A 23,403-nucleotide genomic window follows, 5' to 3' on the forward strand; every position below is an offset into this window, starting at 1 on the left:
CACTGTGGGTAGCGTCCTTAGGATGAGCGGCATGACGACGGGAACCCTGGTACTGCTCCGCCACGGCGAGAGCGTCTGGAACGCCAAGAACCTCTTCACCGGCTGGGTGGACGTCGAGCTCAGCGCCAAGGGCGAGGCCGAGGCCAAGCGGGGCGGTGAGCTGCTGCGCGAGCACGGGCTGCTGCCGGACGTCCTGCACACCTCGCTGCTGCGCCGGGCGATCCGCACCGCCGAGCTGGCCCTCGACGCCGCCGACCGGCACTGGATCCCGGTGCACCGGCACTGGCGGCTCAACGAGCGCCACTACGGAGCGTTGCAGGGCAAGGACAAGAAGCAGACCCTGCAGGCGTACGGCGAGGAGCAGTTCATGCTCTGGCGCCGGTCGTACGACACCCCGCCGCCGCCGATCGACCCGGGCGACGAGTGGTCCCAGGCCGGCGACCCCCGGTACGCCGGCATCCCGGCCCCGCTCAGCGAGTGCCTGCTGGACGTGGTGGACCGGACCATGCCCTACTGGTGGGACGCCATCGTGCCCGACCTGCGGGCCGGCAAGACCGTGCTCGTCGCCGCGCACGGCAACACGCTCCGCGCGCTGGTCAAGCACCTCGACAACATCTCGGACACCGACATCGCCGGGCTGAACATCCCGACCGGTATCCCGCTGCGCTACACGCTCGACGCCGACCTCAACAAGGTCTCCTCGGCGTACCTGGACCCGGAGGCCGCCGAGATCGCCGCGGCGGCCGTGGCCAACCAGGGCCGGTAGTACTGACGAAGACGAGGAGCCGCTGCCATCCCCCCGGGTGACAGCGGCTCCTCGCGGTCTGCGGGTCCTTACAGCGCGGCGCCGTTGACCAGGTACACGACCTGCTGGCCGGCGTTGACGGCGTGGTCGGCGTAGCGCTCGTAGAACCGGGCCAGCAGGGCGACGTCCACGGCGGGCTCGACCCCGTGCTGCCAGTCGTCCCCGAGCAGCTTGGCGAACAGCGTGCGCTCCAGCGCGTCCATCTGGTCGTCGTCCTGCTCCAGCTCGGCGCCGGCGTCGGCGTCGCGCTCGGCCAGCACCGAGACGACCTTCTTCGCCATCCGGTCGGCGATCGTGCCCATCTCGCGGAAGATGTCGTGCAGCTCGGCGGGTACCGCGACGGCCGGGTGGCGGCGCAGCGAGGTCTTCGCGATGTGCTCGGCCAGGTCGCCCATCCGCTCCAGGTCGGTGGCGATGTGCAGGGCGGTGATCACCATGCGCAGGTCTCCGGCCACCGGGGACTGCCGGGCGAGCAGCTCGTACACGCTCTCCTCGACCTTGCGGTAGAGGGCGTTGATGCCCTCGTCGTCGGCGAGGACGTTCTCCGCGAGGACCTGGTCGGCCTCGAGAAGTGCCCTGGTCGCCTGCCGGAGGGCCCGGCGGACCTCACCGGCCATGGCCACGAGGGTGCCGGCGAGCTGGGCGAGGTCGGAACGGTATACGTCGCGCATGAAGCTCACCGTAGGTTCCTTGGGCTACCGGTGGATGAACCCCGGTGAACGAGGATGATCTGAAGGGTGAACATTGGGGGTAACCAGGCGATTCAGCTTTTCCTGGCTGGCGGATTCCGAGCACAGTCCCCCTACGATCGCCCTGTGAATGTGGTGCTGGCAGTTGTTGTGGGCGCCGCGGTGGGTGCCGGAGTTGCCGCGTGGCTGACCCGCCGCGCGACTCGGGGGAGACAGAAGAGCGTGCTCGTGGAGACCGACCTCGCCCGGACCAGCCTGGATGGGCTGCGTGCCGGGGTCATCGTCCTCGATCCCGGCGACCGGGTGGCCCTGGCCAACCCCGCCGCGATCGGAATGAAACTCCTCAAATCCGACGAGAGCGGCCTCTCGCACGCCGTGCTGCGCAGCCTGGTCGCCCAGGTCCGCCGCAACGGCGAGGCCCGGGACGTGGAGCTGGACCTGCCGCGCAGCGGCGGGCGTAACCCGCTCGGCGTCCGGGTCAGGGTGTCCGTCCTCGACGACGACCACGTCCACCTGGAAGTGGAGGACGTCACCGAGGCGCACCGCGTCGCGCGGGTCCGGCGGGACTTCGTGGCGAACGTCAGCCACGAGCTCAAGACCCCGGTCGGCGCGCTCCAGCTGCTCAGCGAGGCGCTGATCGAGGCGGTGGACGACCCGGAGACCGCGCGCAGGTTCACCGAGCGGATCCAGCACGAGTCGGCCCGGCTGGCCAGGCTGGTCAGCGAGCTGATCGAGCTGTCACGGCTCCAGGGCGCCGAGCCGCTGCCCGAGCCGGAGCCGGTGGGCGTCGACCGCATGATCAACGAGGTGCTGGACCGGAGCCGGACGGCTGCGGTGGCCAAGGAGATCACCGTCCGCTGGGAAGGCGAGCACGGGCTGACCGTCTACGGCCACGAGGGGCAGCTCGTCACCGCGCTGGCCAACCTGGTGGAGAACGCGATCGCGTACTCGCCGGAGAAGACCGCGATCACCATCGTGACCGAGAAGTCGGGCAAACGCGTGAAAATCGCCGTGGCGGACGAGGGGATCGGCATCGCGCCGGAGGACACCGACCGCATCTTCGAACGCTTCTACCGAGCCGACCAGGCCCGGTCCCGGGCGACCGGCGGAACAGGCCTCGGCCTGGCGATCGTCAAGCACATCGCCAGCAACCACGGCGGGCGGGTCGAGGTGAGCTCCGAGCTGGGCTCGGGGTCAACGTTCACCCTCCGGCTACCCTCCAGGCCCCCAGGCGCCGCCCGCGCGTCGAAAAGCCCGGCTCGGATGGCTGACATGAACACGAAAGGACGCTCGTGACCAGGGTACTTGTGGTGGAGGACGAGGAGTCCTTCTCGGACGCGCTGTCGTACATGCTGCGCAAGGAAGGCTTCGAGGTCTCGGTCGCCGCGACCGGCACGGCCGCGATCACGGAGTTCGACCGGGCCGGTGCCGACATCGTGCTCCTGGACCTGATGCTGCCGGAGATGTCGGGCAGCGAGGTCTGCCGCCAGCTCCGCACCCGGTCCAACGTGCCGATCATCATGGTCACCGCGCGGGACAGCGAGATCGACAAGGTGGTCGGCCTGGAGATCGGGGCCGACGACTACGTGACGAAGCCGTACTCCCCGCGTGAGCTGGTCGCCCGGATCCGTGCGGTCCTCCGCCGCCAGACCGAGCCCGCCGAGCTGCTCCCCGGCACGCTGGAAGCCGGCCCGGTCCGGATGGACGTCGACCGGCACACGGTCAGCGTCGGCGGGGCCAGCGTGCAGCTGCCGCTGAAGGAATTCGAGCTGCTGGAGCTGCTGCTCCGCAACGCCGGGCGGGTGCTGACCCGAGGCCAGCTCATCGACCGGGTCTGGGGCGCCGACTACGTGGGCGACACGAAGACGCTCGACGTGCACGTGAAACGGCTGCGGTCGAAGATCGAGCCGGAGCCGTCAACACCCCGCTACATCGTCACGGTCAGGGGCCTAGGCTACAAGTTCGAATCTTAAGACCGTTTGGACCCGGTGAGCGAAAATCTGAGCTGCGCAACGCAAAAGCCCGTGTACAACCAGTACACGGGCTTCCGCGTTGCTTGTCAGATTTCCGCTCACCGGGCCACTGCGCGTTAGATCAAGATCAAGGGGAGTAGGTCAAGATCCTTTTTGGGTACTGTCCGTGGCATGGCTTTGGATCCTGATGAGTTCTATGCGCTCGCGCTGGCTGCTGCTGATGGTGATGGGCGGTTGCCGTTGGCGCGGATGACGGGGTGGGAGGTCAGCCCGTTCGAGCAGGAGGGGCTGCGGGTGTCGCCGCTCCGGCCGCCGGTGGTGCCGGAGAAGGCCCGGCACGGCGAGGACCCGGCGGGCTGCGACATCTGCCGCGACCGCGACAAGGGCATCTGGTTCACGGGGAACTGGCGGCTGGAGCGGATCAGAGGAGTCGGTGTACCGCTGATCCTCATGCTCTACCCGCGCGAGCACTACGACATGGACGACCTGCCCGATGAGCTGGCCACCGAGATGGGCCTGCTCGGTACCCGCATCGTCCGCCACATGCAGGCCATCCCGAACATCTCCCGTGCGCACATGTACCGGATCGGCGACGGGGCCGTGCACCTGCACCTGTGGTTCTTCGCGCGGCCGGAGGGGCAGGCACAGTTCTTCGGCTCGTGGCTGCCGGTGTGGGACGACCTGCTGCCGGAGTACCCGGCGGATGTCGCGGACGCCGATGCCGAGGCCGTGGCGGACGCGCTGGTCGAGTCGTTCGGCGGCAGCCGGACTCCCTAGGGCCTGTCCGGTAGATCTTTGCCGGGCTGCGGCGGCCTCAGAAGCCGCCTGCCTGCGCCGTTTTCCTCCCGGAATACAACACCGGTATTCCGGGAGGAAAACGGCTTGTCAGCCGACTCCTGAGACTCGCCTCGCACCGGCAAGATCTACCGGACAGGCCCTAGTACGCGGCGGAGATGCGCTGGCGGGGGAAGGTGCCCGACTCGACGGTGTCGAGGACGGCCGAGGCCAGGTCGCCGACCGTGATCCTGCTGTCGCCGGTCGCGTCGAGCAGCGGGACGTCGGTGGCCTCGGCCCGGTACACGCCGGTCTTCTCGCCGGGGACGAGGTGCGCTGGCGGCGGGCTGACGAACGTCCAGTTGAGACCGGAGCCGGTCTCCCGGAACACGTCGAGTGCCGCAGCGGCGTCCAGCGCCTCCGGCTTGTACTGCTCGGGGAAGTGCGGCAGGTCGACCAGCCGCTCCCCGTCGGGCGTGCGCAGCGAGCCCCCGCCGCCGACGAACACGACACGGGCCGGGCCCGCCGCGACGAGCGCGCGGGCCGCCTCGGCCGCCGAGCCCTTCACAGCGGAGATCACCGCGTCGTACTCGCCGAGCGTGCCGGCGTCGCGGGTCACGTCGAACCCGCCGCTCCTGGTCAGCGGGGTCAGCTCGTGGCCGCGCGCCGTGACCTCGGCCGCGATGGCCGATCCGATGAAGCCGGTGGCGCCGATGACTGCGATCTTCATGACTCAGTTCCCTTCGATGAACTTGCTGATCAGTGCCGCGATGGCGTCGACGTCCTCGACGAGGGCGAAGTGGCCGGTGTCGAACAGGTGCAGCTCGGCGTCCGGCAGGTCGCGGAGGTAGGCGTGCGCGCCGGGGACGAGGAAGAACGGGTCTCCGGTGCCCCAGAGGACGAGCGCGGCCGGCTGGTGTTCGCGCAGCCAGGCCTGCCAGCGCGGGTACGCCTCGACGTTGCTGCCGTAGTCGAGCGCGAGGCTGACCTGGATGTCCTTGCGGCCCGGCAGGTCGAGGTAGTGCTGGTCGAGCAGCCAGCTGTCCGGGTCGACGGCCTCCGGGTCACGGGTACCGGTGAGGTACTGCATCCGGGTGCCGTCGGCTTCGAGGATCGGGCGGATCTGCTCGGGAGTGGCCGAGAGCAGGCCGCGGGCCACCTCGCTGAGCCCGTCGGTGTACGCGTTGCCGTTCTGGACGAACAGCCCGGCGAGGCGGGCGGGCTCGGCCTCGGCGATCCGCAGCCCGACCGGCAGGCCGTAGTCGAAGCCGTAGAGGTGGAAGCTCTCCAGGCCCAGGGCGCGGACGAAGCCGGTCATCGTGACGCCGAGCTGGTCGAACGTGAACGTGTACCCCTCCGGGGTCTCCGTCCGGCCGAAGCCCGGCAGGTCCGGCGCGATCACCCGGAACTGGCCGGCCAGCCGGTCGATCAGCCGCGCGTACTGGTGCGAGGCCGACGGGAAGCCGTGCAGCAGCAGGAGCACCGGGGCTCCCGCCGGGCCTGCCTCCCGGTAGAAGATCCGGGCTCCGTCGACCTCCGCGTACCGGTAAGCCACGCTCATCACATGCCTCCTTGGCTCGATGTGGCATTAGGCTAACACAACATTCGGGTGAGATACCATTAGGGCATGGCGACGCTCACTCCGATCACCGGCGAGCACCTCGCGCTGGACCTGCTGAACACGTGGCCCGAGGGCCAGGACCTGCTGGCCGACGCGGAAGGGCTCGGCCAGTGGCTCGCGCTCGAAACAGACCGGCTATCCGAGCCCGACCGGCCGCTGACCAGCGCAGATGTGGCCCGGGTCCGGGAGTTGCGCGCGGAGGTGTCCGAGGCGCTGGAGGCAGCACGGCAGGGCCGCGAGCCCGGCCTGCGCGGGATCAACGGGGCCCTGCGAGCAAGCGAGCTGTACTGGGACGGCGAGCGCGTCAGCGTGCGGCCGGCAGCCGGTGACTATCTCGACCGGCTGTGCGGCGTACTCGCCGCGGCCGCCGGGGACCTTCTGGCGAATGTGGATCTGGGGACGATCCGGGAGTGCGCCGGTCAGCACTGCACGGTGCTGTTCATCCCGGCACACCCGAAGCGGCAGTGGTGCTCCCCGGCGATCTGCGGGAACCGGGCGCGGGTAGCCCGCTACTACCTTCGGCACAAGGGGTAGTGCCGACCCGCTGAGGACGACGATGCGCGCGTTGTCGGGAACCCGCTCAGCGGGCCACCTCGCGTTAGATCAAGAGCGGAAGGTCAAAACCAGGGCCGGGATGCGAAAGTGTCGCGCCCCGGCCCCGGTACAAAATGGTGGGTTTTCTTGATCTTGATCTAAGGCGAGGTGGCCCGCTGAGCGGAAATCTGACAAGCGAAACGAAAGCCCGTGTACTGGTTGTACACGGGCTTTCGTTTCGCGCAGCTCAGATTTTCGCTCAGCGGGTCGGCAGAACCCGCTCTCGTAGGTACTGGGTGATGGCCTGCATGGCTACGGCGCCCTGGCCGACTGCTGAGCCGACGCGTTTCACTGAGCCCGCGCGGACGTCGCCGGCTGCGAAGACGCCCGGCATGCTGGTCTCCATCAGCATCGGCTCGCGGTCCTCCGGCCAGGGCGCGGGGAGGCGGTCGGCGCGGCCGGTGACGTCGGAGCCGGTCAGGATGAAGCCGAACTCGTCGAGCCCGACCTGCCCCGCCACCCAGCCGCTGCACGGGGTCGTGCCGATCAGGATATAGAGGGACGTGGCGGAGACCAGCTCGGTCTCGCCGGTCTGGTTGTCGCGCAGGGTGAGCTTGTCGAGCCTGCCGCTGCCGTGGGCCTCGGCCAGCTCGGTGTGCTCGCGGAGGATCACACGCTCGTGGGCTTCGAGGCGTTCGACCAGGTAGGCGGACGTCGCGCTGTCCTTGATGGACGTCTCGCGGATCAGCATCGTGACCGAGCGGGCGTGCTCGGCGAAGTACAGCGCGGCCTGGCCGGCCGAGTTGCCCGAGCCGAGGATGTAGACGTCCTCGCCCTCGGTCTGGATCGCCTCCGTGAGCGAGGCTCCATAGTAGACACCGGCGTTGAGCAGGTCGGCGACGCCGGGCGCGTCGAGCCGGCGGTAGGACATGCCGGTGGCGACGAGGACGACGCGGGCGGACAGCTCGGTGCCGTCGTCGAGGGTCACGTAGCGCATGCCGTGTTCCTCGCGGAGCCCGGTCGCGACCTTCGTGCACAGCCACTCGACGCCGAACCGCTTGGCCTGGGCCAGGGCGCGCTGCGCCAGGTCCGCGCCGGACAGGCCGGACGGGAAGCCGAGATAGTTCTCGATCTTCGAGGTCGTGCCGGCCTGGCCGCCGGGCGCGTCGTCCTCGATGATCAGGACACGGAAGCCCTCGCACGCGCCGTACACGGCAGCCGCCAGGCCGGCCGGGCCGCCGCCCGCGATGATCAGGTCGTAGCTGTCCGAGGTGGCCGGCTGGGTCAGGCCGAGTTCGAGGGCCAGCTCGGCGAGGCTCGGGCCGTACAGGGCGCGGCCGTCGCTGAGCAGGACCGTGGTCGGGTACGGCTCGGGCAGGCCGAGTTCCTGGGCGATCCGGCGCGGGCCGGCGTCGGCCAGGTCCAGCCACTCGAAGGGGATCACGTTGCGGGCCAGGAAGTCCTTGATCTCGTACGAGCGGGCCGCGAACCGCTCACCGAGCACCCGCACGCCGAGCGCGGCGGCCTTGTTGTTGGACTCCCAGTCGAAGAGCAGGTCGTCGAGGGCCGGGTAGAGCCGCTCCTCCGCCGGGACGCACGGCGAGATCAGGTACCGGTCGAGGTAGATCCGGTTGATGGCGTCGATCGCGGTCTCGGCGTCTGCCGCGGAGCACAGCAGCACGCGCTTGGCGCTCGGGTGGTCGAGCTGGATCCGGCTGAGCAGCTCGGTGCCGAGGCCGTCCCCGAGGTGCTGCTGGGCGACGACGAGTGCGATCGGTGAGCCGACGGCGGGCAGCTGTGCGGTGATCGCGGCGGTCTCGCCGCTGGTGGAGGCGCCGATCACCCGGTACCGCCCGGCGTAGCGCTCTCTTAAACCCTCGACGACGTCCTCGCGACTGACGACGTCGCCGTCCACGATGATGACTGCTGGTCTGGGCTTGCTGGGCATCAGTGCACCGCCAGTGTGATCGTGAAGTGGTTGAGGAAGTACGGCAGCGGGCGGTCTGGGTTGAGCGCCGGATGCCGCAGGGTGAGCCGCCTGCCGAGCAGGGTCCTGAGTGCCGCGACGGCCACGTCCAGCGCGAGACTCCTGCCCGTGCAGTACTGGGGGCCGTGGCTGAAGTGGTTGTATGCCCAGTCCTCGCCGGCCGGCTCGCCGTTGTCGTTCAGCCACTGGCTGGGGGTGAACTGGTTGGCGTGCGGGTGGCCCCGGCGGTCGCGGTGGTGGAAGCCGTTCGGGATGATCACGAGCGTGCCTTCCGGTACCTCGGTGCCGTCGATCGTGGTGTCGCGCACGGCCGTCCGGTAGTAGATGGGCGTGGTGGGGAACAGCCGCATGGCTTCCTGGAGAGCCGCCTCAGCATACGTCTCATTTGCCATCATATCGGACACATTTTCACGTGTCTGGGCCGACACGTTCGCGTGGGCGCGGATCAGGGCGAGAGCCCGGTACGTGTTGATCGCTGTCGTGTCCTGGATCGCGAAGAGGGCATGGGGCAGCTGGCCCGTCGCGCCGGGGATCGAGGCGGCCCGCCCGGCCAGGCTCCCCGGCTCGGCCTTCTTCACGTACTCGGCGATCCGTGCCATGAGCAGCGGGAACCTGTCGCCGTACGCGGGCAGCCGCCGGTCGGCGTCCTCCTGCAGCTGGGCCAGCCACTCGCTGACCTCGGCGTCGGCGGCCGCCGCGTCGCCGAGTACGAGGCGGCGTGCGATCCGCTCGAAGGCCTCGCCGAACGGCTGCCAGGTCAGCAACGGCCGGTCGAGCAACGTGGCGACCTCCTCCGCCACGACCTCGGCCACCGGCATGGGCTGCAGCAGTTCGTGATTGATGGCCGACTTGCGCTCCCAGTCCTCGCCGCGGGCGATCGTGGCCGCCTCCGGCTCGAAGTGCGACAGCCGGGACTTCTTGATCTCCGGGTCGGCCGCGAACGGGTCCGGCGAGCGCTCCAGCACGTACCGGACGTGTGCCACGGTCAGCAGGAGCAGGCTGCGCTGCCCGGCATAGGTGATCCACAGCGGCCCGGGCGCGTACTTGCGGGCCAGCCCCTCCACGAACCGGAAGCTGCGCCCGAAGATGTCGAAGCGCTCGGCCCAGGCGTAGCCGGCCTCCTTCGGCCGCACCGTGCCGAGCCGCAGCTGCGGCAGCGCCTGCACGGCGTTGTACGTGATCGTCTCCTTGAGCGTGGCCTGCACCAGCGTCCTCGTTCCCGGTTCATCTGCCTGCTTGTGTTCCCGTGATGGGTCCCTTCGTTCCTGCATATCCTGATACAAGACGTGTGGGGGGAATAATGACGAAAGCCAGGCCCCGGCCGGGCGATGCCCGGGTCGACGGCGACCAGCTCGTGTCCGCCAATCCCGTCAGCGGCGAGGAGATCGCCAGGTTCCGGATCTCGGACTCCGGGGATGTCGCGCGCGCCGTCGCCGTCGCCAGGGCAGCGCAGCCCTGGTGGCAGAGCCTCGGCTACGCCCGCCGCCGCACCGTGCTGCTGCGCTGGGCCGCGCTCCTGGCCAGGAAGCTGCCGGACTTCGCGCGGCTGCTGCACGTGGAGGGCGGCAAGCCGATGGCGGAGGCCGCGATGGAGATCGGCGGGGCGATCGACCAGGTCGGCTGGGCCGCCCGGCACGGACGGCGGGTGCTCGGGCCGCGCCGCGTGCGGAGCACGATCTTCCTGCTGGAGTACGCGACGCACCTCGAATACCAGCCCTACGGTGTCGTGGGCGTGATCGCGCCGTGGAACTACCCGGTCTTCACGCCGCTCGGCGCGCTCGCCCCGGCCCTGATCGCCGGGAACGCCGTCGTGCTGAAGCCCAGTGAGTACACCCCGGCGGCCGGCCAGTTCCTCGCCGACACGTTCTCGCAGGTCACGGGCGGGGCTCCGGTGTTCGGGATCGTGCACGGGCTGGGGGAGACCGGTGCGGCGCTGTGCTCGTCCGGAGTGGACAAGATCGCGTTCACCGGGTCGACGGCGACCGGGCGGAAGGTGATGGCCGCGTGCGCCGGGCGGCTGACCCCGCTCGTACTGGAGTGCGGCTCCAAGGACGCCATGATCGTCGACGCGGACGCCGACCCGGGTGCCGCCGCGGCTGCCTGCGTCTTCGGCGGGATGACGAACGCCGGGCAGACCTGCATCGGCACCGAGCGCGTGTACGTCCACGAGGACATCTACGACGCCTTCCTCCGCGAGCTCGTCCAGCGCGCCGCCCGGCTCAAGGTCGGCACGGAACCCGACTCCGACATCGGCCCGATCACCATGCCCGGCCAGCTCGACGTCATCCGCGAGCACATCGCCGACGCCCTCGCGCACGGCGGGCGGGCGGTCCTCGGCGGGCTGGAGGAGATCGAGCCGCCGTTCGTGCGGCCGACGATCCTGGTGGAGGTGGGGGAGGACTCGCGGGCGGTACAGGAGGAGACTTTCGGTCCTGTGCTCGTGGTGCGCAAGGTACCCACGATGGAGGAGGCACTGGCCCTGGCGAACGCCCTGCCCTACGGCCTGGGCGGCACGGTCTTCTCGCAGCGCAACGGTCTGGATCTGGCCCGCCGGATGCGGTCGGGCATGACAGCCGTCAACTCCGTCATGTCCTACGCCGCGATGTCCTCGGTGCCCTTCGGCGGCGTCGGCGCCTCCGGCTTCGGCCGGCTGCACGGGGACGACGGGCTGCGCGAGTTCGCCTGGGCCAAGACGATCACCAGGCGGCGGGCACCGTCACCGCTGCCGCTGCTCGCCTTCCCACGCGGGCCGCGATTCACCGAGCAGGTCCAGAAGCTGCTGCGGATCGTCTACAGATAGGGGAACGGCGTGCCAGGCTGGCTGCCTGGCACGCCCGAGCGTCATCGCGATGTCCGCTGTGTAGCTGGTCTAGCTGGGTACTGCTGGGTCTTGCCGCTATCTGGTCTTGCCGGATCTTGCCAGTGGTACTTCAGGCCTTACACGTGCTCAGTACAAAGTGCTTAGTGCTTAGTGCTTCTTCGCCTTCTTGACCGGCTTCACCTTGGTGGCCTTGGCGGGCTTCGCCTTCGGGGCCGTCTTGGTGACCTTCGCCGGCTTGGCCTTGGCAGCGGCCTTCACCGGGACCGGCTTGACGGCCGGAGCCGCCTTCTTGTACGCGTTGCCGTCGCCGGGGACGTGTGCCTTCGAGTTGACGCACTCGCCAACGGTCGAAGGCGAGCCCACCGGCACGGTCAGCGCGATACCGGCGTTGACCGGGTTGTTGCACAGCTGCCCGTTGGCCGCGGTGACGTCACCGGTGTTCAGCAGCAGGCCGTTGTTGCCGACGTTGGTGTTGCCCTGGGCAACCGTCCCGCCGACCTGGCCCTTGCTGTTCACGCAGTTGTCGATCGTCTGCGGCGAGACGAGCTGCGCCGTAGCCGCGATACCCGCGTTCACCGGGCTGTTGCAGAGCTGGACGTTGCCAGCCGTGACATCGGCCGTGTTGATGAGGCCGTTGTTACCGACGTTGTTGTCCCCGCCGCTGACTCCGCCGACCTGTCCATCGGCGTTGACACAGTTGCCAACAGTCTGCGGTGAGGCCAGCTGGCCGGTGACCCCGATGACCGCGTTCACCGGGCTGTTGCAGGCCTGGACGTTCCCGGCGGTCACGTCGCCGAGGTTCACCAGGCCGTTGTTGCCGACGTTGGTCGCGGCCGAAGCCACACCGCTGAAGGCCAGGACACCCACTGCGGCGGCGAGGGCGACGCCAACCGCGCGGACCTTGATACGCACGAATATTCCCCTTTAAACCAGTTTGGTGATGCACGATCGCCGGTCCTGGGGGCCGGGTCGCCCAACTACGGCCCGAACCGACAAAGTCTTTATATCAGACATATGAGGGCAAGTTTGCAGCCCCAATATGGGAAAACCATGAAAATCCATCTTGTACCCACAGCACAGCGGCCCGCCGCGCGACGGCGCGCCGGGCCGCAGCTGGGCCGGACCAGACCTGTACCTACGAGTTTTCTGGAGCCGCCGTCGCCGTTTCCTGAGCCGCCGTCGTCGCCGGGTGCACCGCGATCAGCCCGGTGCGTACCCGGGCCGCGCACAGCTCGGCCAGCCGCCCGTACGCCGCCTCGCCGATCAGGGCCGTCAGCTCGGGCCCGTACTCCAGGTACATGGGCTGGGTGCCGGTGTGGGCCTCGGCGGAGGAGGTGCACCACCAGTGCAGGTCGTGGCCGCCCTCGCCCCAGCCGCGCCGGTCGAACTCGGAGATCGTGTCCACCAGGACCTTCGTGTCGTCGGGCCGCTTCACCCACTCCTGCTCGCGCCGGATGGGGAGCTGCCAGCAGACGTCCGGCTTGTACTCCAGCGGGTGCACCCCGTCGCGCAGCGCCTGGGCGTGCAGCGCGCACCCGGCCCCGGCGCCGAAGCCCTCACGGTTGAGGAAGACGCAGGCCCCGTCGACGGTCGCCGTACGGCGAGCCGGCTTGTCGTCCAGCTCGTCGACCTCGGTGTACTTCTTGAAGCCCTTGCGGTGGTGCTGCCACGTCTCCGGGGTCAGCCGCTTCACCGCCTCCTTGAGCCGCTGCTCGTCATCGTCGTCCGTGAAGAACGCGCCGTGCGAGCAGCAGCCGTCGGCGGCCCGGCCGGGCACGATGCCGTGGCAGCCCCGCCCGAAGATGCACGCCCAGCGCGACAGCAGCCAGGTCAGGTCGGCCCGGACCATGTGCTCGGCGTCGGCCGGGTCGGCGAACTCGATCCACTCCCGGGGGAAGTCGATGTCCACCTCGGTGTCCCGGGGCAAGGTCAGTGCGACCTGTTTGCTCTGATTCGTACGCTGAGTCACCCGCCCAGCGTACGCCCGCTGGCATGATGAGGCCGTGACCGATGACGTGTACACCGTTGCTTCCCTGCGGAACCTGGCTCTCGAGCATGGCTGGCACTACCGCGAGGACGAGCCGTCCTTCGCCGACCGGTGGGGCGCGCCGCCCTTCGACACCTGGCGCGGCTCCAAGCGGGCGGCCGACGTGGTCTCCGGCAGCTACCGCGACCACGCCGTCGCCCTGTTCTGCCTGATGACCCACGACGAGAACTACCTGGTCGCCTCGCTGGCCCTGACCAGCCGCCTGCCCCGCTTCGCGCTCGTGCCGCTGGAGGGAGCGGTGGACGCCGACCCGTTCGGGCTCGCCTTCGAGGCCGAGGACCCTGGCCTGGCCAAGACCTACGAGGTGTACGCGATCGATGCCGACCTCGCGGCCACCGTCCTGCACATCGACGCCGTGAACGCCCTGCGCGGCCACCGGCAGATGGACTGGCGGATCGAGGGCCGGGACCTGCTGGCGATCGAACCGCTCGGCCGGGAGTTCTCCGAGGAGGACCTGACCGCGACGCTCGACGTGCTGGTCACCGTGGCCAACGGCATCCCGTCCGGGATCTACTCGCGGTACCCGGCCCCGATCGCCTACCCGGCGGCCTGACCCGTGCGCCTCGGAGTGCTCGACGTCGGCTCGAACACCGTGCACCTGCTCGTGGTCGACGCCTACCGCGGCGGGCACCCGTGGCCCGCGGCCACCGACAAGACCGTGCTCCGGCTCGCCGAGCAGCTCGACGCGAAGGGCGCGATCACCAGGGCCGGGGCCGACGCCCTGGTCGAGGCGGTCGGCCGGGCGCGCAAGGTCGCCGAGGAGTCCGAGGTCGAGGAGATGCTGGCGTTCGCCACGTCCGCCGTCCGGGACGCGGTCAACGGTCCGGCCGTCCTGGCGCGGGTGAAGGCGGAGACCGGCGTCCACCTCAGCGTGCTGGGCGGTGACGACGAGGCCCGGCTGACGTTCCTCGCCGCCCGGCGCTGGTTCGGCTGGTCTGCGGGCCGGCTGCTGCTGCTCGACATCGGCGGCGGCTCGCTCGAACTGGCGGCCGGCCGTGACGAGCTGCCCGACGCCGCCATGTCCGTACCCCTCGGGGCCGGCCGCCTCACCCGTAACTGGGCCGGTGACCTCGACGGGCTCACCGCGCACGTGGAGGAGACCCTGGCGCCGGTCACCTCGGTACTGAAGGAGGAGGGGTGGGACCGCGCCGCCGGTACCTCCAAGACCTTCAGGACCTTGGCACGGCTCGCAGGCGCGGCACCTTCCCGGGCCGGCCTGTGGGCGCCGCGCAGCCTCTCCCTGGAGGGCGTGCACCAGGTGCTCGGTTTCATCCGCAGGATGCCGGCCGACGCACTGGCCGAACTGGACGGTGTGAGCCCGCGCCGCGCCCACCAGCTGGTCGCCGGTGCCGTGGTCGCGGAGGTCGCGCTGCGCCAGCTCGGCGTGGAGCGGCTGGACATCTGCCCGTGGGCGCTGCGGGAAGGCATGATCCTGCGCTGGCTGGACCTGGCGGAAACCGGGGCTCCGTAAGGGAAAACTCAGGGTTTCCTCCGGGCAGGGCTGCCAGATTCCGGACCGCCGATCATGGATGGATGCGGCTACTGTGTCCGGTATGCAGCCGCATCACTTTCCCACCCGTGAATCCGCCGCGTTCCCCGTGCCCGCCGACGAGGTCACCGCGCTGATCGCCGCCCGCAGGGACCTCGGCCCCGAGGCCGAGGACGCGGTCGTCGCGATCTTCCTGGAGAAGGCCGGCCGGGCCATCGACGCCCGGGTCGAGCAGCGGGTCGCGGAGCTGCGCCGGGAGCGCAGCGGCCCGAGCTCGGGGCAGAGCCTGGCCCTGGCCATCGTGTCGATGGGCGTCGGCATCCCGGTCACGGCGATCGCACTGGGCCTGGACAGCGGCATCACCGCTGCCCTGGCCTGGGCCACCATCGCCGGGGTCAACTTCATCTTCAACCGTGGCAAGCGCTGACTGACCCCGGGATGAAACCGGCATACCCTTCAGATCCGGACCGGGCATGATCACCCGGCGCGGCTACCCTGGACAGGTGACGCCGCCAATCCCCGTCCTGCTGTCCAGCTCTTCCGTATACCCAGAAGCGACCCCCGCGGCCTTCGAGGTCGCCGCCAGCCTTGGTTACGACGGGGTCGAGGTCATGGTGTGGACCGACTCGGTCAGCCAGGACCCGGCAGCCCTGCGCGGGCTGTCAGCCCACTACGACGTGCCGGTCCTCGCGATCCACGCCCCCTGCCTGCTCGTCACCCAGCGGGTGTGGAGCCCCGACCCGTGGGAGCGGCTGCGCCGGGCGGCGGTCCTCGCCGAGGAGCTGGGCGCGCCGACCGTCGTCGTCCACCCGCCCTTCGCCTGGCAGCGCGACTACGCCCGGGCCTTTGTGGAGGGACTCGGCCGCCTCGGCCGCCAGCACCCGGACGTCAGGTTCGCCGTCGAGAACATGTACCCGCTGCGGATGGGCAAGCGCGAGTTCGTTCCCTACGCCCCGCACTGGGACCCGACAGCCGTCGGCTACGACGCCTACACCCTCGACCTCTCGCACTGCGCAGCCGCCAAGATGGACGGTCGCGACCTGCTCGCCGCGATGGGCGACAGGATGGCGCACCTGCACCTCGGCGACGGCACGGGCAAGGCGACCGACGAGCACCTCGTCCCCGGCCGGGGCACGCAGCCGTGCGCAGAGGTGCTGACGGCGCTCGCCACGCTCCCGGCCGGTACGTGCCAGGTGTCGCTGGAGGTCAACACCCGTAAGGCCGGGTCGCGCGCCCAGCGTGAGGCCGACCTGGCCGAGTCGCTGGCCTACGCCCGCAAGTACCTGGCCAGCTCGCCGGTCACGACGCCCTAAGCGGCAGGCTGCGCGGCCGTTTCGGCCGTCTCGGCCTTCTTCCGGGCGCGGTGCGCGGCGACGTGTGACCGGGTCGCGCAGCGCTCGGAGCAGAAGCGGCGGCAGCAGTTCGACGAGGTGTCCAGGTAGACGTTGCCGCACCGCTCGTCGGCACACACCCCGAAGCGGGCACTGCCGTGGGTGCACAGCCACACGGCCAGCCCCCACACCGCGCCAGCCAGGTACTCGGCGCTGACGGCCGAGCCGCGCCCCGTGACGTGCATGTGCCAGTCTGTCGCGTCGTGCCCGGAGATCCGCGGCTGCATCGGGTGGGCGGCGAGCAGCAGGTTCAGCTCCTCGACCGCGCCGGGGTCGTCTCCTGCCGTACCGGCCTCGAAGACGCCCCGCAGCCGCTTCTGGGCCCGGCGCATCGCGACGAGATCCCGGTCGGCGAGCTTGCTCTGCCGCCACGGGTGCCCGTCGAAGAACGCCGTCAGGGCGTCCATGTCGTCCAGCCGCGCGTTGACAAGATCAACCGCTGTCTGGGCGTACGCGTCGAAATCCACGCCACAACGGTAGACAATGTTCCGCCGCGTAACCAGTCCGGCGCGTAACCGGCATCGGGCGGGCCAAGTCCTTACCGGTCAGAGGCGGCGGCCCAGCGTTCCGTCGATGCGAACCGACCGTTACGCTTCAAAACATGCTCCGTTCGGTAATTCTCGCCGCGGCCCGCAGCAAGCGGGTCGAGCGGCTGGTTGAGAAGGCCCCGGTCAGCCGGGACGTTGTCCGCCGGTTCGTCGCGGGCACCACCACCGAAGACGCGCTCGCCGTGACCACGAAGCTGGTCGCCGACGGTCTCGCCGTGACGCTCGACTTCCTCGGCGAGGACACCTTCACGGCGGAGCAGGCCATAGCGACCAAGGACGAGTACCTCCGGCTGCTCGCCGCGCTCGACGCCGCCGAGCTGACCCCGGCCGCCGAGGTCAGCCTCAAGCTGTCGGCCCTCGGCCAGCGCTTCGACGAGGAACTCGCCCTGGCCAACGCGCGGGAGATCTGCGCGGCGGCTGCCGCGGCCGGCACGACAGTGACCCTCGACATGGAGGATCACACCACCACCGACTCCACCCTCGACATGCTCGCCGAGCTGCGCAAGGACTTCCCGACGACGGGCGCTGTCCTCCAGTCGTACCTGCGGCGCACCGAGGCCGACTGCCGGGAGCTGGCCGGGTCCGGCTCGCGGGTCCGGCTGTGCAAGGGCGCGTACAAGGAGCCGGAGTCCGTCGCGTACCAGTCGGCGCTGGAGGTCGACAAGTCGTACGTGCGCTGCGTGAACACGCTGATGGCCGGCGAGGGGTACCCGATGCTCGCCACGCACGACCCGCGCCTGATCACGATCGGCGAGGACCGTTCGCGCTGGTTCGACCGCTCGCCGGACTCGTTCGAGTTCCAGATGCTGTACGGCGTGCGGCCGGAGGAGCAGAAGCGGCTGGCCAAGGACGGGTACACCGTCCGCGTCTACGTGCCGTACGGCGACGAGTGGTACGGCTACCTGATGCGCCGCCTGGCCGAGCGCCCGGCCAACCTGTCGTTCTTCGCCCGTTCGCTGGTGACGAAGAAGTAGGCCCGGTACGCCGACGAGGGGGTCCCACGATGGGGCTCCCTCTTTTTTTGTCAATCTACTTGTCGGATATTGGCTGAAATAGCCGCATAAGTGGCTGTTGACCTGCGGAAACAGCAGTTCGTGCAAGGATTCGATTACATAGAGCTATCGCGCCAGCCCCACCGGTCCCGCTACCGTACAAGGAGCACGTGCGTGACCCGCCGACTCAGGCAGCCGCCGTCGGCCGCACGGGCTGATGGGCCGGGGTGCGCGGCAGCAGCGGCCGGGCGCCGGGCCAGGAGGGCACGGTGCGGACATGTCTGTGGCACAGGGCGACAACCGGCTGGCGGAGGTGCGGTTCCTCACCGTGGCCGAGGTGGCACTGCTGATGCGGGTGTCGAAGATGACCGTGTACCGGCTGGTGCACTCCGGCGAGTTGCAGGCCGTCCGGGTCGGCAGGTCGTTCCGGGTGCCGGAGCAGGCCGTGCACGCCTACCTCAAAGGGGCCTTTTCGGACCACGGCCCTGGCTGACCCGGCGCCGTCGGCGCGCAGGACGTGGCCCGATTAGCTCCTCGTAAATGCTACGGCTACCCTGAACAGGTTCACCTACCAAACTTTGAGGGGTTGCCGTATGGGCTCCGTGGTCAAGAAGCGCCGCAAGCGCATGGCGAAGAAGAAGCACCGCAAGCTGCTGCGCAAGACCCGCGTCCAGCGTCGCCGTTTGGGCAAGTAGTGTTCCGCGCCCCCCGGCGCTGACACTTCTTGCCTCACCTGCGCTACCCCGGGCGCGGTGCCGCCCGGGCTTTCCGGCCTCGCGGCGTACAGCCGTCACCCCAGGGAGCCGCCCCATGACCGTCCTCGTGACCGGCGCGGGCCGGTACCTGGGGGCGCACACCGCGGCCACGCTCGCCGCGTCGGACACCGTGCACGCCGTCGACGTGGTGCCACCCACTCCCGAGCTGGCGGCCGTACTGGCCGCAGCCGGGGTGGAGTTCTCCACCGTCGACCCGTCCGACGGCCACGCGCTGGGTGCCCTGCTCGACGAGCACTCGGTGCGCACCGTCGTGCACATGGCCATCGCCGCGATGCCGTTCCGCGAGGGCGGCCGGGCTGCGATGAAGGAGCTGAACGTCATCGGGACGTTGCAGCTCCTCGGTGCCTGCCAGCGCTCCGGCACCGTCCGCAAGGTCGTCGTGCGTTCCTCCAGCGCCGCATACGGCGCCTCCTCCCGCGACCCCGCGATCTTCACCGAGGACACCGAGCTGCGCGCCGTGCCGCGCGGCGGGTTCGTCAAGGACATCCTCGACATCGAGGGTTACGTGCGCGGCTTCCGCCGCCGCCGGCCCGACGCGGTCGCCACAGTGCTCAGGTTCTCACCCTTCCTCGGGCCCGCCGCCGACACCGCGCTCGCCCGCTACTTCTCCCAGGCCCTGGTACCGACGGTGGCCGGCTTCGACCCCAGGCTCCAGTTCGTCCACGTCGACGACGCGCTCGAGGTGCTCCGCCGGGCCGTCAGCGAGGACCACCCCGGCGTGTACAACGTGGCCGGTCCCGGCGTGCTCGTGCTCTCCCAGGCCATCCGGCGGGCCGGGCGGACGGCGGTGCCCGTGCCGGGCCTGGCCATCCCGGTCTTCGCGAAGGCCTTCGCCAACCTCTCGATCGACCAGCTCGAGTACCTGATGCACGGCAAGGTGCTCGACGTGGCCCGGCTGATCAGCGAGTTCGGTTTCCGGCCGCGCTCGACGCCGGAGACGTTCAAGGAGTTCGTCAGTGCCGTCGGCTCACATGAATAAGTTCGGTGACTTCCTCCGCCGCCGGCTCGACGGCGACTACGAGGTGGACGAGTTCGGCTTCGACCCGGACATGACCGACAACGTCTTCCTGCCGATGCTCCGCCCGCTGTACCGGAAGTGGTTCCGGGCGGAGATGACCGGCGTGGAGAACATCCCCGCAGATGGCAAGGCGCTCGTGGTCGCCAACCACTCCGGCACCATCGCCGTCGACGCCGTCATGCTCGCGCTCGGCATCCACGACGAGCACCCGGCCAGCCGCCACCTCCGGCTGCTCGGCGCCGACTTCGTGTTCGACACCCCGATCCTCGGCGAGTACGCCCGGAAGTCCGGCGCCACCCTCGCCTGCAACCCGGACGCCGAGCGGCTGCTCAACGCCGGTGAGCTGGTCGGGGTGTTCCCCGAGGGCTTCAAGGGCGTGGGCAAGCCGTTCAGGGACCGGTACAAGCTCCAGCGCTTCGGGCGGGGCGGCTTCGTCTCGGCCGCGCTGCGGACCGGCGCGCCGATCATCCCGGTGTCCATCGTGGGCGCCGAGGAGATCTACCCGCTGATCGGCGACATCAAGCCGCTGGCCAGGCTGCTGAAGATCCCGTACTTCCCGGTCACCCCGACCTTCCCGTGGCTCGGCCCGCTGGGCGCAGTCCCGCTGCCGAGCAAGTGGCTGATCGAGGTGGGCAAGCCGATCGAGACCGCCGAGTACGCCGACGGCGCCGACGATCCCGCCGTGGTGTTCAACCTGGCAGACCAGGTACGCGAGACGATCCAGCAGACCCTCGGGGAACTGCTGCTCAAGCGCCCCGACCCCTTCGCCTAGAGCTTCCTCCGGCGGCTGTGCCGGATGGCCAGGGCGACGGCCGCCACGGCCACACCCGTGCCGAGGACGACGGGGAGGCTGATCCTGGCCGCCTTGCGGACGGTACGGAAGTCGCGGATCTCCCAGCCCTCCCGGCGGGCCACCCGGCGCAGCTCGGAGTCCGGGTTCACCGCGACGGCCTGGCCCACACAGGACAACATCGGCACGTCGTTGTGCGAGTCGGAGTACGCCGTGCAGTGGCTCAGGTCCAGCCCCTCGGCGGCGGCGAGCTTGGCGATCGCGAGCGGCTTGGCCGGGCCGTGCAGCAGGTCGGTGGTGAGCCGTCCGGTGTAGACGCCGTCGCGGACCTCGGCCTCCGTACCGAGCGCGCCGGTCAGCCCCAGCCGCCGCGAGATGATCGAGCCCAGCTCGGCAGGTGCCGCGGTGACGAGCCAGACGCGCTGGCCACGGTCGAGGTGGAGCTGGGCGAGCGCCCGGGTCCCCGACCAGATCCGGTGCGCCATCAGCTCGTCGAAGATCTCCTCGCAGATCGCGGTGAGCTCGTCGACCCGGCGCCCGGCGACGAAACCGAGGGCCGCCTGCTTGGCGCCCTCGATGTCCTCGTGGTCCTCGGTGCCGCCCACCCGGAACTTGAGCTGTCCCCACGCGAACCTGGCCAGGTCGCGGGCCGAGAAGAACCGCCGGGCCGCGAGGCCACGGGCGAAGTAGTAGATCGAGGCGCCGCGCATCATCGTGTTGTCCACATCGAAGAACGCGGCGCCCGTCGGGTCCTGCGGCACGGTCAGGGCTGTCTCTACCTCATAGGAGGCCCAGCCAGGACCAGGAAGAACGTTCACAGCATCGAGCGTAGACCGCCTCAGCCGAAAATCCCGCCGAGGATCTTCCCGACCGTGCCGAACAGGCCGTCGTCCGGCGCCTGGGACGCACCCGGGGCCGGGCTGCTGGCCTGGGCGGCCGGAGCCTTCGAGGCCGGCTGCGAGGCCTGGCCGGCCGCGCTCGGCGGGAGCACGCCGTTGACCTGCGGGGCGGCGGAGGGCACGACCGGCTGGCCGTTCGTGCCCGCTGGCTGCTGCACCGCACCCGTACCGGTGCCGTTCTTCTTCGCCGGCGTGTTCTTCCCGCCCGGCTGGGTGCCACCGGCCGGGTTACCGGCGGCGCACTTCTGCGGGATCGGGCCGAGGTCGTCGAGGACGCTGCTGCCCAGGTTCGCGCAGCCGAGCACCGGGCGCAGCCCGGACGAACGCTGCTGCACCTCGCTGAGCAGGCCGAGCGAGCCGACCGCGCGGCCCTTGTCGCCCTTGACCTTGTTCAGCAGGTCGGACACGCCCTTGCTCTGCTCGGCGGTGAAGGACTCGACGGCGTCGAGCGCCGCCGGATCCCGCCGGTCGAGCGCCGAGCTGGTCATCAGCCGCACGCCCTGCTTGGTCTCGGAGTCCATGTCGTTGAGCACGGAACCGAGCGCCTCGGGGTCACCGGCCACGGCCAGCGCCTCGGCGAGCCGGGTCTTGGCGAACTGGAGGAAGAGCTGGCCACGGCTCATGTCCGTGCCAGCCAGGGCGAGCTGGGCCCGCTCCGTGGAGCGTTTCATCCCGTACAGCGGGTCGCCGGGGTTGGCGTCGCCGCTGGCCATGCCCATGCTCGACACCGCGAGCGCTCCGGCTGCCAGGCCGGCCACCGCAGCGATCCGGATCCGCCGGCCACGCTGCGAGCGCTGTACGGGCTCCGGCTCGGCGGGGGCCTCGGCTGTGGCGCCGATGCCCTCCCGCTCGATGGTCGCCATGAGCATGGCGTGCAGGTCCCGCTTGAAGTCGGGTGCGGGGCCAGCCTCCTGCCCGCCGGCCTTCTCCAGTGCTCCGGTCAGGGCGAGCAGGTGCTCGAGGTCGGAGTCCTGGCTGGCCTGGACGTGGTGCCGTGGGGCTCCGTGCCGCTCGTCGAGCAACTGCGCGAAGCTGTCGGACTGGCGCCGCCGTAGGAGAAATGCGTTCACCGTGCGCACCCCCAATCATTCGTGTGCCGCACACGGGTCAACGCAAGGCCGTAGGCAGGGGTTACGGGCCAGCTCACGAGCGTGATTCGCATCATCTGAGCCTCTTCACAAATCGCCCTAAACAGAGCGGGTCTCACAGTGCTCACAGCGTGAAGCCCTCGGGGAGCAGCCTGGCGAGCGCGCGGACCGCCCGGTACTGCAGAGCCTTGATCGCGCCCTCGTTCTTTCCCATGGCGTTGGCGGTCTCGGCGACCGAGAAGCCCTGGAGGAACCGGAGCACGATGCATTCCTGCTGCTCGGGGTTGAGCTGCTTGACCGCGGTGAGCAGGGTGACGTTGGTCAGCTTGTCGATCACGGCGGCCTCGGGGCTGCCCTCCGGGCCGCGTTCCTCCCGGTCGGCGTCGAGGACGTCAGCCGTGGCGACCTCGAGCCGGTACCTGCCGGACTTGAAGTGGTCTGCCACCAGGTTCCGCGCGATGGTGACCAGCCAGGCACCCAGGTCGCGGCCCTGCCAGGTGAAGCTGGAGATCCGCTTGAGCGCACGCAGGAACGTGTCGGAGGTCAGGTCCTCGGCCAGCGGGCGGTTGCCGACCCGGAAGTAGATGTACCGGAACACCGTGTCGACGTAGCGCTCGTAGAGCAGCCCGAACGCCGCGGCCTCCCCGGCCTGCGCCCGCTCGACCAGCGCCCAGACCTCAGCCGCGGCGTCGGACGGGTCCGGGCGGCTGGGCTGCTGCGGTGGCGGGGGCGGAGTCTGGCTGGTGCGCTGTTCCTCGGTGACCGGGGTGACGTCGGCGTGCCGTGCGTTACGCGGGCGGCCGAGCAGGGTACCGATCGGGGTGCGGCCTGCCGGGCCAGCGTTCGGGCGCGGGCGCCGGACGGTGCCCTCCTCGCTGCGCAGCGTCCCCGCCAGGAAGATCCGGAGGGATTCGAGCCCAGCGGACAAGCCGAAGGCGTCTCCGCCGCTCAGAACGTTGCCGGTCACCGGTCACCCGCCTGGGGACAGCGGCGGGCAGATGGTGCTTCGACGGGCACAGGGGCCTCCTCAGGCGAGGGGTGTCGGGAGCTAAAGCACGCGCGTTTGGCCGACTCTGTGATGGTAGAGCGGTGTTTCTTCCACATGTCCGAACTCCGATACGCAGTGACACAGTATGCTGCCGCAGCGGGTAGTCGTCGCAC

Annotated in this window: 26 protein-coding genes; 15 read left to right on the top strand and 11 right to left on the bottom strand. The window is 70.1% G+C overall.

Annotated features, from left to right (window positions below; all coding sequences use genetic code 11):
- Window positions 1-22: 22 nt before the first annotated feature.
- On the top strand, window positions 23-766 hold the full coding sequence (locus tag A3G1_RS0101125; protein ID WP_211216200.1) for a phosphoglyceromutase: 744 nt from the start codon (window positions 23-25) through the stop codon (window positions 764-766).
- A gap of 68 nt (window positions 767-834) precedes the next feature.
- On the opposite strand, the gene phoU is transcribed toward A3G1_RS0101125, so the two are convergent.
- On the bottom strand, window positions 835-1,476 hold the full coding sequence (phoU, locus tag A3G1_RS0101130; protein ID WP_026211685.1) for a phosphate signaling complex protein PhoU: 642 nt from the start codon (window positions 1,474-1,476) through the stop codon (window positions 835-837).
- A 150-nt stretch (window positions 1,477-1,626) separates the two neighbouring features.
- On the opposite strand from phoU, the gene A3G1_RS32600 reads away from it, so the two are divergent.
- The 3 genes from A3G1_RS32600 (at window position 1,627) to A3G1_RS0101145 (ending at window position 4,244) form a co-directional block, all read left to right on the top strand.
- Complete coding sequence (locus A3G1_RS32600; protein ID WP_425411369.1) at window positions 1,627-2,790, top strand: ATP-binding protein; 1,164 nt, start codon at window positions 1,627-1,629, stop codon at window positions 2,788-2,790.
- Entirely contained in the window at window positions 2,787-3,467 is a 681-nt protein-coding gene (locus A3G1_RS0101140) for a response regulator transcription factor (RefSeq protein WP_026211686.1), read from the top strand. The genes A3G1_RS32600 and A3G1_RS0101140 overlap by 4 nt, the downstream gene beginning before the upstream one ends.
- A gap of 171 nt (window positions 3,468-3,638) precedes the next feature.
- Window positions 3,639-4,244 carry an HIT family protein gene (locus tag A3G1_RS0101145; protein ID WP_026211687.1) on the top strand — a complete coding sequence of 202 codons (606 nt, stop codon included), beginning with the start codon at window positions 3,639-3,641 and terminating at the stop codon, window positions 4,242-4,244.
- Window positions 4,245-4,404: 160 nt separating this feature from the next.
- Here the strand turns inward: A3G1_RS0101145 and A3G1_RS0101150 are convergent, their stop codons facing one another.
- On the bottom strand, window positions 4,405-4,971 hold the full coding sequence (locus A3G1_RS0101150; protein WP_018347620.1) for an NAD(P)-dependent oxidoreductase: 567 nt from the start codon (window positions 4,969-4,971) through the stop codon (window positions 4,405-4,407).
- A gap of 3 nt (window positions 4,972-4,974) precedes the next feature.
- Window positions 4,975-5,802, bottom strand: a complete 828-nt coding sequence (locus tag A3G1_RS0101155) for an alpha/beta fold hydrolase (protein ID WP_018347621.1) — start codon at window positions 5,800-5,802, stop codon at window positions 4,975-4,977.
- 66 nt (window positions 5,803-5,868) lie between these two features.
- Here A3G1_RS0101155 and A3G1_RS0101160 point away from each other — a divergent pair, with 66 nt between their 5' ends.
- Window positions 5,869-6,396, top strand: coding sequence for a CGNR zinc finger domain-containing protein (locus A3G1_RS0101160; RefSeq protein WP_018347622.1), 528 nt, complete (start codon window positions 5,869-5,871; stop codon window positions 6,394-6,396).
- 259 nt (window positions 6,397-6,655) lie between these two features.
- Here A3G1_RS0101160 and A3G1_RS0101165 read toward each other — a convergent pair whose 3' ends face one another.
- Together A3G1_RS0101165 and A3G1_RS32605 are read right to left on the bottom strand one after the other, a co-directional pair.
- Window positions 6,656-8,344: an NAD(P)/FAD-dependent oxidoreductase gene (locus tag A3G1_RS0101165; RefSeq protein ID WP_040477280.1), complete on the bottom strand. Its 1,689-nt coding sequence runs from the start codon at window positions 8,342-8,344 to the stop codon at window positions 6,656-6,658.
- Entirely contained in the window at window positions 8,344-9,588 is a 1,245-nt protein-coding gene (locus tag A3G1_RS32605) for a cytochrome P450 (RefSeq protein WP_018347624.1), read from the bottom strand. Before A3G1_RS32605 ends, A3G1_RS0101165 begins: the two co-directional genes overlap by 1 nt.
- 95 nt (window positions 9,589-9,683) lie before the next feature.
- Here A3G1_RS32605 and A3G1_RS0101175 point away from each other — a divergent pair, with 95 nt between their 5' ends.
- Window positions 9,684-11,183 carry an aldehyde dehydrogenase family protein gene (locus A3G1_RS0101175; RefSeq protein WP_018347625.1) on the top strand — a complete coding sequence of 500 codons (1,500 nt, stop codon included), beginning with the start codon at window positions 9,684-9,686 and terminating at the stop codon, window positions 11,181-11,183.
- 168 nt (window positions 11,184-11,351) lie between these two features.
- Here A3G1_RS0101175 and A3G1_RS0101180 read toward each other — a convergent pair whose 3' ends face one another.
- Window positions 11,352-12,116, bottom strand: coding sequence for a hypothetical protein (locus A3G1_RS0101180; protein ID WP_018347626.1), 765 nt, complete (start codon window positions 12,114-12,116; stop codon window positions 11,352-11,354).
- Between the two features lie 223 nt (window positions 12,117-12,339).
- A complete protein-coding gene (locus A3G1_RS32610; protein WP_051110387.1) occupies window positions 12,340-13,173 on the bottom strand; it encodes a DUF3109 family protein in 834 nt (277 codons plus the stop codon).
- A 34-nt stretch (window positions 13,174-13,207) separates the two neighbouring features.
- On the opposite strand from A3G1_RS32610, the gene A3G1_RS0101190 reads away from it, so the two are divergent.
- The 4 genes from A3G1_RS0101190 to A3G1_RS0101205 all read left to right on the top strand — a co-directional run bounded on the left by A3G1_RS0101190 (window position 13,208) and on the right by A3G1_RS0101205 (window position 16,053).
- Entirely contained in the window at window positions 13,208-13,804 is a 597-nt protein-coding gene (locus tag A3G1_RS0101190) for a type III secretion system chaperone family protein (protein ID WP_018347628.1), read from the top strand.
- A gap of 3 nt (window positions 13,805-13,807) precedes the next feature.
- Complete coding sequence (locus A3G1_RS0101195) at window positions 13,808-14,722, top strand: Ppx/GppA phosphatase family protein (protein ID WP_018347629.1); 915 nt, start codon at window positions 13,808-13,810, stop codon at window positions 14,720-14,722.
- A gap of 82 nt (window positions 14,723-14,804) precedes the next feature.
- Window positions 14,805-15,167, top strand: a complete 363-nt coding sequence (locus A3G1_RS0101200; RefSeq protein WP_018347630.1) for a hypothetical protein — start codon at window positions 14,805-14,807, stop codon at window positions 15,165-15,167.
- A gap of 76 nt (window positions 15,168-15,243) precedes the next feature.
- Window positions 15,244-16,053, top strand: a complete 810-nt coding sequence (locus A3G1_RS0101205) for a sugar phosphate isomerase/epimerase family protein (RefSeq protein WP_040477435.1) — start codon at window positions 15,244-15,246, stop codon at window positions 16,051-16,053.
- On the opposite strand, the gene A3G1_RS0101210 is transcribed toward A3G1_RS0101205, so the two are convergent.
- Entirely contained in the window at window positions 16,050-16,598 is a 549-nt protein-coding gene (locus A3G1_RS0101210; RefSeq protein WP_018347632.1) for a CGNR zinc finger domain-containing protein, read from the bottom strand. The two genes, A3G1_RS0101205 and A3G1_RS0101210, sit on opposite strands and share 4 nt — an antisense overlap.
- Window positions 16,599-16,732: 134 nt before the next feature.
- Between A3G1_RS0101210 and A3G1_RS0101215 the strand changes: the two genes are divergently transcribed.
- From A3G1_RS0101215 to A3G1_RS0101235, 5 genes are all read left to right on the top strand, one after another.
- Window positions 16,733-17,653: a proline dehydrogenase family protein gene (locus A3G1_RS0101215; RefSeq protein WP_018347633.1), complete on the top strand. Its 921-nt coding sequence runs from the start codon at window positions 16,733-16,735 to the stop codon at window positions 17,651-17,653.
- Window positions 17,654-17,948: 295 nt separating this feature from the next.
- Window positions 17,949-18,164: a helix-turn-helix domain-containing protein gene (locus A3G1_RS0101220; RefSeq protein WP_018347634.1), complete on the top strand. Its 216-nt coding sequence runs from the start codon at window positions 17,949-17,951 to the stop codon at window positions 18,162-18,164.
- A gap of 100 nt (window positions 18,165-18,264) precedes the next feature.
- Complete coding sequence (locus A3G1_RS39335; protein WP_007465623.1) at window positions 18,265-18,366, top strand: 30S ribosomal protein bS22; 102 nt, start codon at window positions 18,265-18,267, stop codon at window positions 18,364-18,366.
- 115 nt (window positions 18,367-18,481) lie between these two features.
- The gene (locus A3G1_RS32615; RefSeq protein WP_018347635.1) at window positions 18,482-19,426 is read left to right on the top strand and encodes an NAD-dependent epimerase/dehydratase family protein; all 945 of its coding nucleotides are present in this window, start codon (window positions 18,482-18,484) and stop codon (window positions 19,424-19,426) included.
- Window positions 19,419-20,237, top strand: coding sequence for a lysophospholipid acyltransferase family protein (locus A3G1_RS0101235; RefSeq protein ID WP_018347636.1), 819 nt, complete (start codon window positions 19,419-19,421; stop codon window positions 20,235-20,237). Before A3G1_RS32615 ends, A3G1_RS0101235 begins: the two co-directional genes overlap by 8 nt.
- On the opposite strand, the gene A3G1_RS0101240 is transcribed toward A3G1_RS0101235, so the two are convergent.
- The 3 genes from A3G1_RS0101240 to A3G1_RS0101250 all read right to left on the bottom strand — a co-directional run bounded on the left by A3G1_RS0101240 (window position 20,234) and on the right by A3G1_RS0101250 (window position 23,170).
- Entirely contained in the window at window positions 20,234-21,097 is an 864-nt protein-coding gene (locus tag A3G1_RS0101240; protein ID WP_085985649.1) for an HAD family hydrolase, read from the bottom strand. The two genes, A3G1_RS0101235 and A3G1_RS0101240, sit on opposite strands and share 4 nt — an antisense overlap.
- Window positions 21,094-22,224, bottom strand: coding sequence for a DUF5667 domain-containing protein (locus A3G1_RS0101245; protein ID WP_026211692.1), 1,131 nt, complete (start codon window positions 22,222-22,224; stop codon window positions 21,094-21,096). The genes A3G1_RS0101240 and A3G1_RS0101245 overlap by 4 nt, the downstream gene beginning before the upstream one ends.
- A gap of 142 nt (window positions 22,225-22,366) precedes the next feature.
- Entirely contained in the window at window positions 22,367-23,170 is an 804-nt protein-coding gene (locus tag A3G1_RS0101250; RefSeq protein ID WP_425411370.1) for an ECF subfamily RNA polymerase sigma factor, BldN family, read from the bottom strand.
- Window positions 23,171-23,403: the final 233 nt, after the last annotated feature.

The organism is Longispora albida DSM 44784 (assembly GCF_000379825.1).
Lineage (GTDB): Bacteria > Actinomycetota > Actinomycetes > Mycobacteriales > Micromonosporaceae > Longispora > Longispora albida.